Here is a 12,998-nt window from a genome sequence, read left to right as displayed (position 1 = left end):
GGGGTCACATCCTTCTGATCCGCAGATAGCGCCGGATATCGGGCAGCGACTGGAGGACCAGCGCGGCCACCCCGGCCGCCAGCAGCACGAAGACCACGCGTTTCAGCATCGCCGTCCCTCCTCTGCGATCAGTTCGAGCACGAGGCCGGCGGCCTCGGGAACGGCCGCCGCGACCGGCGGGCTCAGGTCCATCCCCGGCGTCACGTCGGCCGGTTCGCAGCCGACCAGCAGGACCCGGTCGCCCCGCGGGCGATCGAGGCCGGAGGCCAGGGTGAGCACCGCCTCGGGAGTCATCGCGTGCGCGTCCACGAAGGCCGGCGCCGCTTCCGGCGAAGCGGGCTCCAGGACGCTGAGCGTGCCGGGAGCCCGTCCCGCCGGGATCGCGTCGACGAGGATCGTGAGGTCGTATCCCGAGGTCAGCTCGTAGGCGAGATGGATGCCGCGGATGCCGAAGTCGCCGACCTCCACCCCGTCGGGCACCCCGGTGGCGGCGAGGCGGCGCGCCACCGCCACGCCGAATCCGTCGTCGCCGAGGAAGACGTTGCCCACGCCGGCCACCAGGGTTCTCATGCCGGTTCTCATGCGGGTTCCACCTCGTCCGGCGCGAAGTAGAGGAACCTTCCCTGCTCGCGCTGCAGGTCGGAGCCGGGGTCGTCCTCCAGCGTGACGGCCAGGTGGCGCACCCCGTCCACGTCGAGGAACACCGCCTCGACCAGAGCGATCCGCCCGGCCAGGAACATGTCGTGCGCGTCGGCACGACGGTGGCCCGGCCGCAGCCGCACTCGGCTGCCCTTGGCGATCCGCACCCCGGCCACGGTCACGGTGTCGTCCTCCGACGTCGTCCTGGCGGGGACCTCCAGATGACGGATGGCGCCGTGGAGGCGTTCGAGCAGTTCCGGCGGCAGGTCGGCGGCCCGTTCGAGGATCTCGGCGGCGCGCGGGTCGGTGATCCGGGCCTCCCGCTTCTCCTCCTCGGTCAGGGTCAGCGTGCGCAGCGTGAGCAGTTCGTCGATCTCGGTCGAGTCGAACAGGTCGCCGGGGCTTTCCGGAGCGATGGCCGGGTGGTCGTACAGGATGATCGGTGAGGACAGCACGACGTCGCGGCGGCCGGCCTCGCCCACCAGCACCGGCCAGGTGTTCTCGTTGCGGCACTGCCGCGCCGCCGCCTCGGCCCACATCGGCGGGTCGAGCAGCGAGACGAAGGCCGCACCGCTCACCCCGATCAGCAGGTGGGCGGCGACCAGCGAGCGGCGCAGGGCCTCCTCGCGCGGCGCGTCCGCCCGCTCCCAGTGGGCCGTGTTCTCCACCTCGATCCGCAACCGGACCAGCCCGTACGGCCCGGGCAGCCGTTCCGCGGAGATCCGCAGCTCCGCGTCGAGCGGTTGGTGCTCGCAGACGATCCGGCCGGTCCGCTCGCCGCCGGGGCCGGCGATGTTCTCGAAGACGCGGTCGCCCGGCACCCGGACCTCGATCGTGCGCCGCCCGGCCGTCACGTGTGCCAGGGACAGCGTGGCGCGGGCCTCCCGCTCGGTGGCCTCGTCGAAGCTGAGGTAATCGCGGCCGCCGACGGTCAGCTTCGGCACGGGCCAGTAGCCGTCGTCCTCCTCCCGCTCGACCGTCCTGCCCCTGACGTGCAGGAACCGCAGGCGCAGGTCGAGCGTGGCGTCCTCCCCGGGAGCCTCCAGCAGGCACTCGGTCACGCTGCCCGACGGCTCGCCGGGGTAGTTCGGCGGCACGAGCACGCCGAACTGCCAGCGCATGCGGTTCTTGGCGGCCGAGGCGCGATAGGGGTAGAGCAGGTAGCCCTCGTACAGCACGGCGTCCGCGACTCGGCGGGCGGCCTCCATCGGCGCGGTCACCGGCCGGCCTCCTTCATGAGCAGCTCGATGGCATCGTCGACGGTCGCGAGGACCCGTTCGGACTTGAAGCGGAGGACCTCGCGCACGGTGTCGCGGCGCAGCCGAAGCCACCCGGAGCCGGGGAAGGCGGTGTCGATCGTCTCGCGCCACACCGCGACCGGCAGACGGTGGCGGGTCTCGCAGTGCCAGGGGATCTGCCGCATGCTCACCCCGCCGCCGGAGCGGGCCAGCACGGTCCCGCTGAACAGCAGGAGCAGCGGGATCTCGCCGTCGTCCAGTGAGGCGAAATATCGGCCCGCGGCCACCTCCAGGTCGTAGCCGCACGGCACGGGCAGGTCGATCTCCGTGCTCGCGGTGAAGGCGGGCACCATCGTCTGCGCCATGGCGAACTGCACCGGCTGGAGCGTGTCACCCCATCGGGCCGGCGCGCCGAACAGGTCCGCCAGCAGCGCCGCCTCCTGCGGCCCGTACGGCCTGCGACGCGGCTCGATCCTGATCTGGCAGCGCAGCGCGATGGCGTGGACGCCCTCGGGGGAGGGGTCGACGACGCGCAGGCGGAAGACGAGCGTGGGCGAGGCCGCGTACGGCTCGGGCCGGGCGTCCAGGCAGTCGAAGCGGAGACCATCGTCCAAGGTCAAACCTCCTTCAGAACGCGGGCCCGCCGGCGCAGGGCGGCGAAGAAGCCGTCGATGGCCTCCCACGCCTCCCTCCCGCCGCCGAAGCCCTTCCAGTGCAGCCGCACGAGACCGACGAGCCGGTAGCAGGCGTCGATCGGCACGAGATGGCAGGAGAACGACCCGTCGGGAGCCCGGTCCATCAGCAGGGCCTCGACGTCGGGCTCGGTGTCCGCCAGCGCCGGGTTGGCCGCGATCACCCGCTCCCAGGTGGCGAGCGGGAGCAGCGACTCGGTCGCCCCGGCCGGGCTGGGGTAGAAGGCCACGGTGCGGCCGAGCGAGGAGTTGCGGAAGAAGAACGCAGTACGCACGGGGATGCCCAGGTCGTCCCAGTCGGCGGGGGAGATCCGGAAGGACGGCGCGTAGCGGAAGCGGTCGGGCACGGCGCGATAGCGCCCCTGGCCCGGCCGCACGAACAGCAGACGACAGCCTCGGCAGGCGCACATCAACGCGCGGGTCTCCAGGTCGACGACATGCCCGTGCTCCCCGTCCAGGAGTTCGGCGCACAGCTCGCACCGCTGGGCCGGCTCGGCCGGCTCGGCCCGGGCCGGGTCGCGGAAGCGGCGCAGGCCGGTGCTCATGACGGGCGCCTGCCGATCTGCAGCAGCGGCGTGGCATCCCTGACGGCGCTCTCGACGTCGACCCGCGTCACCTCGGGGGCCACCCGGGCGATGGCCCGCTCGATCGACTCGGTGACGGTTTTCCGTGACGAGGGGCAGCCGCAGGCCCCTTCCAGGCGCAGCCGTACGACCCCGCCCTCCACGCTCAGCAGCTCGGCCCCGTGACCATGAGGGTGGCCGTCGAGCGCGGCCCGCACCCGCTCCGCGGTGGTGAGCGGGTGCAGGTCGTGCAGCACGAGCAGGCCGGAGACCAGCGGGTCCTCCACCAGACCGCGCAGCGCGCCGGCCACCTCTGCCTCGGTGACGATCGCCATGACCCGTTCGAGGCCCGCGCCGTACAGGCCGACGATCTCCCGCACGAGCTCCTCGGCCCTGGCCCGGGCTCCTTCGCCGGTCAGCTCCGCGATGAGCCGCTCGATCCGCTCACCGGTGGCGGCGACGTCGTGGGTCATGGCGTCCCCGTGAACGCGTGCGGGCTGTGCACCACGCGCAGCTGCCTGCCCCGGCCGAGGTACATGTGGACACCGCAGGGCAGGCACGGGTCGAAGCTGCGGACCGTGCGCATGATGTCGATGCCCTTGAAGCTCTCCGGCGGGTTCTCCTCGAAGATCGGCGTGTTCTGCACCGCGTCCTCGTACGGCCCCGGCGTGCCGTTGAAGTCACGCACGCTGGCGTTCCACGGCGTCGGCGGATACGGGTGATAGTTGGCGATCTTTCCGTCCCTGATCACCATGTGGTGGGACAGGACGCCGCGCACGGCCTCGGTGAAGCCGCAGGAGACCGCCTCGTCGGGCACGGTGAACGGCGACCAGGTCTGGGTGTGCCCCTGGCGGACCTCGCCCAGCGCCTGCTCCACGAAGTGCAGCGCGCACGCGGCGGCGTACGCCTGGAAGTACGTCCTGGCCCGGTTGCGCTCGACGGCGTTGGACAGCAGTTCGCCGTTCCGCTGCGGGATGCGCCACTCGAACGTCTTTTCCGGCCGGGTCGCCGTCCTCGGCAGGTTGATCTCCACGCTGTGGCCGGTGGACCTGACGTAGCCGATGTCCACCAGGCCCGACAGGGCGGTGACCCACAGACGGGCGAGCGGGCCGCCGCCGGTGTCGAGCGCGAGCAGGTCCCGCCCGTCGAACCAGCGCGGCGACATCACCCAGCTGTACTTGCCGGCGAAGTCCCGCTTCTGCGGATGCGGGATCGTGTGCTGGTTCCACGGATGACGGATGTCCACCGGATTGCCCAGCGGGTCCTCGGTGACGAACGGCTCCTGGTCGGCCCAGTCGTCGTAGTAGGAGCTGCCGAGCAGGATGCGGATGCCGAGGTTGATGTCCACCAGGTCGTTGGTGACGAGCTTTCCGTCCACCACGATGCCCGGGGTGACGAACATCCTGCGGCCCCAGTCGTTCATGGTCCGGTAGTCGAAGTCGCAGTGCTCGGGGTCCTGGAAGCTGCCCCAGCAGCCGAGCATCACCCGCCGCCGGCCCACCTGCTCGTAGCCGGGCATCGCGTCGTAGACGAAGTCGAACAGGTCGTCGTGCATCGGGACGACCCGCTTCATGAACTCGACATACCGCATCAGCCGGGTGAGGTAGTCGGTGAACACCTGCACGGTCGCCGCCGTCCCCACCCCGCCGGGGTAGAGCGTGGAGGGGTGCACGTGCCTGCCCTCCATCAGGCAGAACATCTCCCTGGTGGTGCGGCTCATCGCGAGCGCCTCGCGGTAGAACCCGCCCTCCAGCGGGTTCAGCGAGCGCATGATGTCCGCGATCGTGCGATAACCGTGGTCGGCCGCGTGCGGGGCCTCGGTGCGCTCGGCCTGCGCCAGCACGCCCGGGTTGGTCTCGCGGACCATCTTCTCGCAGTAGTCGACCCCGACCAGGTTCTCCTGGAAGATGTTGTGGTCGAACATGTACTCGGCCGCCTCGCCGAGATTGATCATCCACTCGCCGATGTGCGGCGGGCGCACACCGTACGCCATGTTCTGGGCGTACACCGAGCAGGTCGCGTGGTTGTCCCCGCAGATCCCGCAGATGCGGCTGGTGATGAAGTGGGCGTCGCGCGGGTCCTTGCCCTTCATGAAGATGCTGTAGCCGCGGAACACCGACGAGGTGCTGTAGCACTCGGCGACCTCGCGGTTGGCGAAGTCGACCTTCGCGTAGATGCCGAGACTCCCGACGATCCTGGTGATCGGGTCCCAGGCCATCTCGACCAGTTCGCGTTCCAGGGTCATCGCTAACTCCAGGGAGCCTTGTAACCGGTGAGCAGCTCGCGGCCCTTCTTGCGCCACTTCGGCTCTTTGTCGAGCGTTTTGGACGTGATGCCGCGCAGCGCCCGGATCACCGTGCCGTACGCCGCGCTCGCGGTGGAGGAGACACGGGCGCCGGGCGGCTCGTCCATGAACGGCATGAATTTGTCGGGGAAGCCGGGCATCGTGCACGCGATGCAGATGCCGCCCACGTTGGGACAGCCGCCGATGCCGTTGATCCAGCCGCGCTTGGGCACGTTGCACTTGACGACCGGCCCCCAGCAGCCGATCTTCACCAGGCACTTCGGCGAGCCGTACTCGGTGGCGAACTGGCCCTGCTCGTAGTAGCCCGCCCGGTCGCAGCCCTCGTGCACGGTCTGGCCGAACAGCCAGGTGGGGCGCAGCGCGTGGTCCAGCGGGATCATCGGCGCCTGCCCGGCGAGCTGGTAGAGCAGATAGAGGATCGTCTCCGACAGGTTGTCGGGGTGGATCGGGCAGCCGGGCACGTTGACGATGGGCAGCCCGGCCTTCGACCGCCAGTCCCAGCCCAGGTAGTCGGCCACGCCCATCGCCCCGGTCGGGTTGCCCGCCATCGCGTGGATGCCGCCGTACGTCGCGCAGGTGCCGGCGGCGAGCACGGCGGTCGCCTTGGGCGCGAGGCGGTCGAGCCACTCACTGGTCGTCATCGGCTGGCCGGTGTCGGGGTTGTTGCCGAACCCGCACCAGTAGCCCTCGCGCTTGATCGACTCGTTCGGGATCGATCCCTCGATGACCAGCACGAACGGGTCGAGCTCACCCCGATCGGCCTTGAAGTACCACTCGATGAAGGTGTCGGCGCCCTGCATCGGGCCGCACTCGAAGTCGATCAGCGGCCAGTGGACCGCGACCTTTGGCAGGCCGGGCAGCGCGCCGAGCACGATCTCCTCGATGCTCGGCTGCGTCGCGGCCGTGAGCGCGACCGAGTCGCCGTCGCAGCTCAGCCCGGCGTTTATCCACAGGATGTGGACGACGGGCTCGTTCTGTCCGTCAGCCGTCATCGTTGTCACCGGCCTTCGCCAGGGCTTGCTGGGTGAGCTCCCAGAGCGCGTGGTAGACGGTCGTCTGGGCCTCCTGGATCCGGTGGACCGAGGCCGAGGGCACCACGAACAGGTGGTCGATGGTGCCGAGCTCGGCCATCTGGCCGCCGCCGTAGCCGGCCAGCCCGACCGTGAGCATGCCGCGCCGCTCGGCCTCCTCGAACGCCGCGATGAGGTTGCGGGAGTTCCCGCTGGTCGACAGGCCCAGCGCGATGTCTCCCGCGAAGGCCGACGCGGCGAGCTGCCGGGCGAAGACCACCTCGAAGCCGATGTCGTTGGCCAGCGCCGTCACGACCGCGATGTCGGCCGTGAGGGCGAACGCCGGCAACGGACGTGCCGTGCCGCCGGGGTTCATGAAGAGCGTGGCCACGTCCTGGGCGTCGGTCGAGCTGCCTCCGTTGCCGAAGGCGAACAGCCGGGCCCCCGCCGCGAACGCCTTCGCCATCGCCGCGGCGCAGGCGGCGATCCGGTCCCCGTCGCGCTCCAGCACCGTCCTGCGCAGGGTGACGATCTCGTCGACCTTCTCCACCGTCGACTGGCGTACGGAGGTCATCACCGCGTCGAGGTCCGAGGACCCCGAGTAGAGGAAGGGGTACAGCGCCTCGATATCGCTCACTGTCTCATCTCCCTCACGCTCATCTCCCTCACGACCGCGATGGCCTCCTTGGCGTGGACCAGGACGGTGGCGCCGGGCTCGGCCTCCACCAGGGCGACGCTGACCACCTCCCGGCCCCGGCCGGTGTCGACGAGGGCGAGGTCCCGCTCCAGGAGCCGTACGACGGTCACCGCGACCGCCTGGTCCGAGCAGGTGACACACGTCTCGTCGTGGCAGTTCATGGGACGACCCGTGGATCCAGCACGCCGGGCTGCTCACAGAAGACGTGCACCAGCTCCCAGAGGATGTGGTAGGTGGTGACGTGCACCTCCTTGACCACGCGGGGGTCGGCGGAGCGCGCGATCAGGACGTGGTCGACGGCCGGGCTGCGCCCGATCGGGCCACCGTCGTCGCCGCCGGTCAGCGCCAGCGTGAGCAGGCCGAGCCGGTGCGCCGTCTCCAGGCCTCTGAGCACGTTCACGCAGCCGCCGTCGGAAGAGACGCCCAGCGCGATGTCCTGCGGCGCGGCGAGACGGCGAAGCTGGTGCGCGAAGACCTCCTCCAGGCCCGCCGTCGCGGCCACCCCGGTGATCGTCGCCACGTCGCTCGTGAGGGAGAACGACGGCAGCGCCCGTTTTCCCACGATCACCGGGTGGACGAACTCCACCGATATGTGCTGGGCGTCGGTGGCGGCCTCGCCGTTGCCGAAGACGATGAGCCTGCCGCCGCCGTGGAAGCGCGTCGCCATGGCGTGACAGGCCCTGGCCACCACGTCGGCCTCGTCGGCAAGGCCGAGCGCCGGCCCCACACGGCGAGCGAACACCTCAGGAACACGTGCAAGGACCGCCTGGTCCATCGCGGACCACTTCCCCCGGATCGTCAAGCCCCTGGTTAACGACCGTACGCCGCGCCGTGACGGGGGGAATCAATAGATGTCGGTGATTTCGCAAAGACCATGACAGTCCGGGCGCGCCGATGGCCCCAGTCGTGCCGGGGCCATCGGCGGAGCGAGGAACTAACCGACGCTTCTGCGGCGGTACAACATTACGGCGGCCATGACGCCGACGGCGGCGAGGGCCACCTGGATGATCAGCTCGATCCAGTCGACCCCCGGGGTGGTGGCGACTCCCACGCCCCGGGCGATCGCCGAGCCGATGAGGGCGGCGATGATACCGATGATCATGGTGAGCCAGATCGGGATGGCCTGGCGCCCGGGAACGACCAGCCGGCCGAGAGCGCCGATGATGAGTCCGATGATTATGGCGGAGATGATGCCGCTGACGGCCATGCTGCCACCCTCCTTGTGTTTCGGCTGCCTGCCTTCTGCCCAGGTCAAACCGGACAAAACATGACAAAGTGGGAGGATTAGGAGCCTGCGATGCGGTTCTCCCAGGCCCAGGCCGCGACCTCGACCCGGTTGCGCAGGCCGAGCTTGGCCTGGATGCCGGCCACGTGGCTCTTGACCGTGCTCAGCGAGATGAACAGCTCGGCCGCGATCTCCTGGTTCGTACGGCCCCGGGCGACGGCCCTGACGACTTCCAACTCCCGGTTGGAGAGCGGATGGTCCGCCCTGCCGGGGGCCGGCAGCCGAGCCGTCAGGTGGCGCAGCAGCCGCAGGGTGACCGAAGGGGAGACCAGGGCGTCCCCCTGGTGGGCGGCCCGCACGGCCTCCACGAGCAGGGCGGGGCCGCAGTCCTTCAGGACGAAGCCGGTCGCGCCCGCCCGCAACGCGCCGTAGACGTACTCGTCCAGGTCGAACGTGGTGACCACGACCACCCGCAGCGGGTCGGGCACGCCGGGCCCGGCCAGGGCACGGGTGACCTCGATGCCGTCGAGCCGCGGCATGCGCACGTCCACCAGGCACACGTCGGGCCGCAGCCGCCGGGCCGCCTCCACGGCCTCGGCGCCGTCGGCCGCCTCCGCGACCACCTCGAAGTCGGGCTGGTCCTCCAGGATCAGCCGCAGGCCGCCGCGGACCATCGCCTGGTCGTCGGCCACCAACACCCTGATCGTCATCGGCGTGCCCGCTCCGGCAGCGCCTTCGACCGGGGCACGGGCAGGGTGGCGCGCACGGACCAGCCGGCCCCGGGACGCGGCCCGGCGCGCAGCGTGCCGCCGAGCGCCTCGACCCGCTCGCGCATCCCGATCAGGCCGTACCCGCCGCGCTGGTGGTGCCGCGAGGGGCCCCGCGACGAGTCGTCGGCGACCTCGACGGTGAGCGTCTCACGGTCCCGTTCCACGCTGACCGTGACCGAGCGGGAGTGCGGAGCATGGCGGGAGATGTTGGTCAGCGACTCCTGCACGACCCGGTAGACCGTGCCGGCCACCTCGGGCGGCCACGTCGCCGTCTCCTCCTCGTCCGGCAGCCGCAGGCGCACCGCACGGCCGCCCGCCTCGAAGCGCCCGACCAGCTCGCCCAGCTCGTCCAGCCCGTCCAGCCCGCCCGGCCCGCCGGGCGCGCGGGCGGCGGGCTCGTCCGGGTCGCGCAGCAGGCCGACGACGCGGCGCATCGCGGCCAGCGCGTCCGACCCTGCGGCCTCGATCTCGGCCAGCGCGTCGCCCGCCTTGCCGGGGCTCTTGTGCGCGACCAGCCGGGCGGCCTGGGCCTGCACCACGATGCCGGTGACGTGGTGGGCGACGACGTCGTGCAGCTCGCGGGCGAGGCGCAGCCGTTCCGCGCGGCGCACCCCCTCGGCGACGGCCCGCCTGCGGGCGTCGAGCAGCCGCGGGAACAGCCCGGCCACGACGGCGGCGGCCCAGACCAGGACGTTCATCGCGGTGACCGAGGGCACTCCGGCGGCGAGCGTGTGCGCCGTCAGCAGGCTGCCGGTGGCCACGGCCAGCCCACCGGCCGCCACGCCGCAGGTCGTGACGACCGGCAGCGCCCTGACCGCCGTGCCGACCAGCACCGCCAGGCCGAGGGCCATCCCCGGACCGGGCTCGCTGGGCAGATCGGCGAACCTGGCGGCCAGGACGGCGGTCGCGGCGACGGCCAGACCGGCCGCCGCCGCCCGGGCCGGGTCGAACCGGCGTGCCAGGGCGATCACACACACCACGGCGCCGGCGGCGCAGTCGAACCCCCAGTAGCCGCCGCCCCAGCTATCGGCGATCCGATAGGCCCAGAAGGCCAGCACCGCGGCGAAGATCACACCGAGTCCGGCGTCGGCCGCCCATCCCCCTACACGCATCCGCGTGGCGGTGCGGTGCTCTCCCGCACGACGAGGGCGGTGGCGAGCTCGACCCGGTGCTGTTCGAGCCGCTCGCCCTGCGCGAGGGCCAGGACCATCCGCGCGGCGGCGGCCCCCATCTGCACGAGCGGCTGCCGTACGGTCGTGATGGGCGGCCCGGCCCACTGGGTGAACGACAGGTCGTCGAACCCGACCACGCTCAGATCCTCGGGGATGCGCGCCCCGGCCCGCCTGGCGGCCTCGTACACGCCGAGCGCCTGCAGATCGTTGGCGCAGAAGACGGCGGTCGGGGGATCGGGCAGGTGCAGCAGTTCGGCCCCGTCACGCAGGCCGCCCTCCACATAGAGGGTGCTGACCCGCACGAGCTCGGGGTCCACGGGCACGCCCGCCGCGTCCATCGCGGCGCGGTAACCGTCGAGCCGCGCCCGGCAGCACGGCCACTGCGTCGGCCCGCTCAACATCGCGATGCGGCGGTGGCCGAGGTCGAGCAGGTGGCGGGTCGCGGCCATCCCGCCGCTCCAGTTGGTCGCGCCGACCGACGGGGTCTCGTGCAGCGGCTCGCCGGTCGGGTCGAGCACGACGAGGGGGATCGAGCGGGTGGCGAGCTGCGACTGCTGCTGCACCGTGAGCTCGGAGAAGACCGCCACGACGCCGGTGGGACGGCGGGCGAGCACCTGCTCGGTCCACGCCCTGCCAGGGGTGAGCCGGCCCTGCATCTCGGTCAGCACCACGGCCAGCTCATGCTCCCTGGCGACCTGCTCGACGCCCTGGATGATCTCCAGCGCCCACAGGCTCTCCAGGGCGTGGAAGACGAGCTCGATGATCGCCGCGGGCTCGCTGTCGCGGCGCCGGTATCCGTGCTCCCGCAGCACCGCCTCCACCCGTTGCCGGGTGGCCAGGGCGACTCCCGCATGCCCGTTGAGCACCCGCGACACGGTCGGCGCGGACACTCCCGCCAGGTGGGCGATCTCGGCCACGGTCAGCCTCTGAGGCGGGATCTCCCCGTCGAGGGCCTGGTCGGTCGAGGTCACGGCGACAGTCTATGGGCCTTCGCTCTCCTTGGGCTGGATCAGACCGGCCGCGAGCAGTAGTTCGTGGGCGAGCCGGGCGGCGTGCTCGGGCCGGGCCCGCCCGGCCTCCTCCAGCGGTCCGCCCTCCAGGCCGCCCGCCAGCACCCGAACGGCCTCGGCGAGCGTGCGCACCTGCCGTTCCGCAGCGTCGAGCCTGGTTTTCAGCTCGTCGATTTCTCCGGGATGGGACATGCTCCAAGTCTTCCCCGGGTCCTTCGGCCCTACCGCCGCAGGCGGCCGGAGCCGACGGTGAAAGACAAGGGTGAAAGGCGGGGATGGCTGCCGTGTTCGTCGATCGTCGTGACGCCGGCCTGCGCCTGGGCGAGCTGTTGCGCGGACTCCCGGGGATGGAGGACGCGGTCGTCGTCGGGCTGCCCCGAGGAGGCGTGCCGGTGGCGTTCCAGGTCGCCAGGGCCCTCGGCGCCCCCCTGGACGTGATCGTCGTACGCAAGCTGGGCGTGCCGTACCAGCCGGAGCTGGGCTTCGGCGCCATCGGCGAGGGCGGGGTGCGGGTGGTGAACCCCGACGTCGTACGGCTCGCCAACATGACCCGCGACGAGATGGCCGGGGTGGAGCGGCGCGAGCGGGCCGAGCTGGAGCGGCGGGCCCGCCGCTTCCGGGCCGGCCGCGAGCCGGTGGACCTGGCCGGCCGTACGGTGATCGTGGTGGACGACGGGATCGCGACGGGCGGGACGGCCCGCGCCGCCTGCCAGGTGGCCCGGGCGCACGGGGCCTCCCGGGTGGTGCTCGCGGTGCCGGTCGGCGCCCCCGAGACGATCGCGAGCCTGCGCAGGGACGCCGACGAGGTCGTCTGCCTGGACACGCCCGACCACTTCTACGCGATCGGCGCGTGGTACGACGACTTCACCCAGACAAGCGACGAGGACGTGATCGACTGCCTGCGCGCGAGCTGATCAGAGCTGATCAGGGGCTTTCGGGCAGCCGCTCCCAGGAGTGCTCGATCCGGGCGTCCGGTCCCGGGTAGAAGCACAGCGTCTCCCGCTCCTCGTCGAGCCATCTCACGAGGTAGGGAGGCGAGCCGTCGGTGTGGTAGAGCGCCATCACGATCCCGACGCGGCCCGCCCTGCCCCGATGGATGCTCTCGACGATCAGGCGGTCACCGACGGAGGCCCTCATCATCAGCCACCCACCGGGGTCGCGACCTCGGTCGTCATCGGCGTCCAGCGGTGTGCCAGGCGCCTGGTGAGGGAGGTCATCGTGGTGTACTCCAGCTCCTCGAGCGGCAGTCGGTGCGGCTCGAACGGGCCATGGCGGCGCAGGTAGTCCATCACCTCGCCGGCCTGTCGCCGGGCTCCGTCGAAGGCCGGGTCGTCGAACATGTCGCGCGGGCCGATCAGCCTGCCGTCCTTGATCTGGAAGCCGAGCGCGACCACGCGCGGCGGACCGTCGAACCGCGACGGATGCGCCTGCCCGACGGCCACCGGCATCAAGGGCGCGTGGTGCGAGCCGCGCATGCACCCCGCCACCGAGTAGGCGAAGGTGAACGGCTCCAGCGCCTCGCCCACGGCCGGCAGGCCCGACTGGCAGCGCACGATCATGACGGGATCGTCCTTGCCGACGTACTTGCCCGCGATCAGCGACAGACGCTGGGTGCTGGTCGCCGCCGCGGTCGCGCCCAGCGTCTTGGAACGGACGCTGTGGATCACGTAGCGCGCC

General features: G+C 71.7%; 19 protein-coding genes. 1 reads left to right on the top strand and 18 read right to left on the bottom strand.

Features of this window, described 5'->3' with window-relative positions; genetic code table 11:
• Positions 1-4: 4 nt before the first annotated feature.
• The 16 genes from BXA11_RS45890 to BXA11_RS38645 form a co-directional block, all read right to left on the bottom strand.
• Positions 5-109, bottom strand: coding sequence for a DUF6893 family small protein (locus BXA11_RS45890; RefSeq protein ID WP_373320710.1), 105 nt, complete (start codon positions 107-109; stop codon positions 5-7).
• Positions 103-570, bottom strand: coding sequence for a hydrogenase maturation protease (locus BXA11_RS38715; RefSeq protein ID WP_036408247.1), 468 nt, complete (start codon positions 568-570; stop codon positions 103-105). The genes BXA11_RS45890 and BXA11_RS38715 overlap by 7 nt, the downstream gene beginning before the upstream one ends.
• A gap of 8 nt (positions 571-578) precedes the next feature.
• Complete coding sequence (locus BXA11_RS38710; RefSeq protein ID WP_204054081.1) at positions 579-1,859, bottom strand: hypothetical protein; 1,281 nt, start codon at positions 1,857-1,859, stop codon at positions 579-581.
• A complete protein-coding gene (locus BXA11_RS38705; RefSeq protein WP_076442755.1) occupies positions 1,856-2,491 on the bottom strand; it encodes a DUF6084 family protein in 636 nt (211 codons plus the stop codon). Before BXA11_RS38705 ends, BXA11_RS38710 begins: the two co-directional genes overlap by 4 nt.
• Before the next feature lie 2 nt (positions 2,492-2,493).
• Complete coding sequence (locus BXA11_RS38700; protein WP_076442753.1) at positions 2,494-3,114, bottom strand: DUF5947 family protein; 621 nt, start codon at positions 3,112-3,114, stop codon at positions 2,494-2,496.
• Positions 3,111-3,605, bottom strand: coding sequence for a NifU family protein (locus tag BXA11_RS38695; RefSeq protein WP_076442750.1), 495 nt, complete (start codon positions 3,603-3,605; stop codon positions 3,111-3,113). The genes BXA11_RS38700 and BXA11_RS38695 overlap by 4 nt, the downstream gene beginning before the upstream one ends.
• Positions 3,602-5,377 carry a nickel-dependent hydrogenase large subunit gene (locus tag BXA11_RS38690; protein WP_076442747.1) on the bottom strand — a complete coding sequence of 592 codons (1,776 nt, stop codon included), beginning with the start codon at positions 5,375-5,377 and terminating at the stop codon, positions 3,602-3,604. Before BXA11_RS38690 ends, BXA11_RS38695 begins: the two co-directional genes overlap by 4 nt.
• Before the next feature lie 2 nt (positions 5,378-5,379).
• Entirely contained in the window at positions 5,380-6,429 is a 1,050-nt protein-coding gene (locus tag BXA11_RS38685; protein ID WP_076442745.1) for an NADH-quinone oxidoreductase subunit B family protein, read from the bottom strand.
• Positions 6,419-7,084, bottom strand: coding sequence for a D-sedoheptulose-7-phosphate isomerase (locus tag BXA11_RS38680; protein WP_030510842.1), 666 nt, complete (start codon positions 7,082-7,084; stop codon positions 6,419-6,421). The genes BXA11_RS38685 and BXA11_RS38680 overlap by 11 nt, the downstream gene beginning before the upstream one ends.
• Entirely contained in the window at positions 7,081-7,305 is a 225-nt protein-coding gene (locus tag BXA11_RS38675; protein ID WP_030510843.1) for a HypC/HybG/HupF family hydrogenase formation chaperone, read from the bottom strand. The genes BXA11_RS38680 and BXA11_RS38675 overlap by 4 nt, the downstream gene beginning before the upstream one ends.
• On the bottom strand, positions 7,302-7,871 hold the full coding sequence (locus tag BXA11_RS38670; RefSeq protein ID WP_239105320.1) for a D-sedoheptulose-7-phosphate isomerase: 570 nt from the start codon (positions 7,869-7,871) through the stop codon (positions 7,302-7,304). The genes BXA11_RS38675 and BXA11_RS38670 overlap by 4 nt, the downstream gene beginning before the upstream one ends.
• Positions 7,872-8,078: 207 nt before the next feature.
• Positions 8,079-8,351 (bottom strand): transglycosylase, encoded by a 273-nt coding sequence (locus tag BXA11_RS38665; RefSeq protein WP_076442741.1) that lies wholly within the window; start codon positions 8,349-8,351, stop codon positions 8,079-8,081.
• Positions 8,352-8,428: 77 nt separating this feature from the next.
• Positions 8,429-9,079, bottom strand: coding sequence for a response regulator (locus BXA11_RS38660; RefSeq protein ID WP_076442739.1), 651 nt, complete (start codon positions 9,077-9,079; stop codon positions 8,429-8,431).
• Positions 9,076-10,251, bottom strand: coding sequence for a sensor histidine kinase (locus tag BXA11_RS38655; protein ID WP_076442737.1), 1,176 nt, complete (start codon positions 10,249-10,251; stop codon positions 9,076-9,078). The genes BXA11_RS38660 and BXA11_RS38655 overlap by 4 nt, the downstream gene beginning before the upstream one ends.
• Positions 10,242-11,282 carry a LacI family DNA-binding transcriptional regulator gene (locus tag BXA11_RS38650; protein WP_076442735.1) on the bottom strand — a complete coding sequence of 347 codons (1,041 nt, stop codon included), beginning with the start codon at positions 11,280-11,282 and terminating at the stop codon, positions 10,242-10,244. Before BXA11_RS38650 ends, BXA11_RS38655 begins: the two co-directional genes overlap by 10 nt.
• 9 nt (positions 11,283-11,291) lie before the next feature.
• Positions 11,292-11,513 (bottom strand): hypothetical protein, encoded by a 222-nt coding sequence (locus tag BXA11_RS38645; RefSeq protein WP_076442732.1) that lies wholly within the window; start codon positions 11,511-11,513, stop codon positions 11,292-11,294.
• Positions 11,514-11,596: 83 nt separating this feature from the next.
• Here BXA11_RS38645 and BXA11_RS38640 point away from each other — a divergent pair, with 83 nt between their 5' ends.
• Positions 11,597-12,235 (top strand): phosphoribosyltransferase, encoded by a 639-nt coding sequence (locus BXA11_RS38640; protein ID WP_076442729.1) that lies wholly within the window; start codon positions 11,597-11,599, stop codon positions 12,233-12,235.
• Positions 12,236-12,245: 10 nt separating this feature from the next.
• Here the strand turns inward: BXA11_RS38640 and BXA11_RS38635 are convergent, their stop codons facing one another.
• Together BXA11_RS38635 and BXA11_RS38630 are read right to left on the bottom strand one after the other, a co-directional pair.
• On the bottom strand, positions 12,246-12,458 hold the full coding sequence (locus BXA11_RS38635) for a DUF1918 domain-containing protein (protein ID WP_076442726.1): 213 nt from the start codon (positions 12,456-12,458) through the stop codon (positions 12,246-12,248).
• Between the two features lie 2 nt (positions 12,459-12,460).
• The coding region (locus BXA11_RS38630) for a fructose 1,6-bisphosphatase (protein WP_143734776.1) at positions 12,461-12,998 on the bottom strand (538 nt) is incomplete at its 5' end.

It is taken from the genome of Microbispora rosea, from assembly GCF_900156315.1.
GTDB classification, from domain to species: Bacteria; Actinomycetota; Actinomycetes; order Streptosporangiales; family Streptosporangiaceae; genus Microbispora; species Microbispora rosea.
Note: the sequence above shows the minus strand (reverse complement) of the source record. Positions and strands in the feature narration are given on the sequence as shown.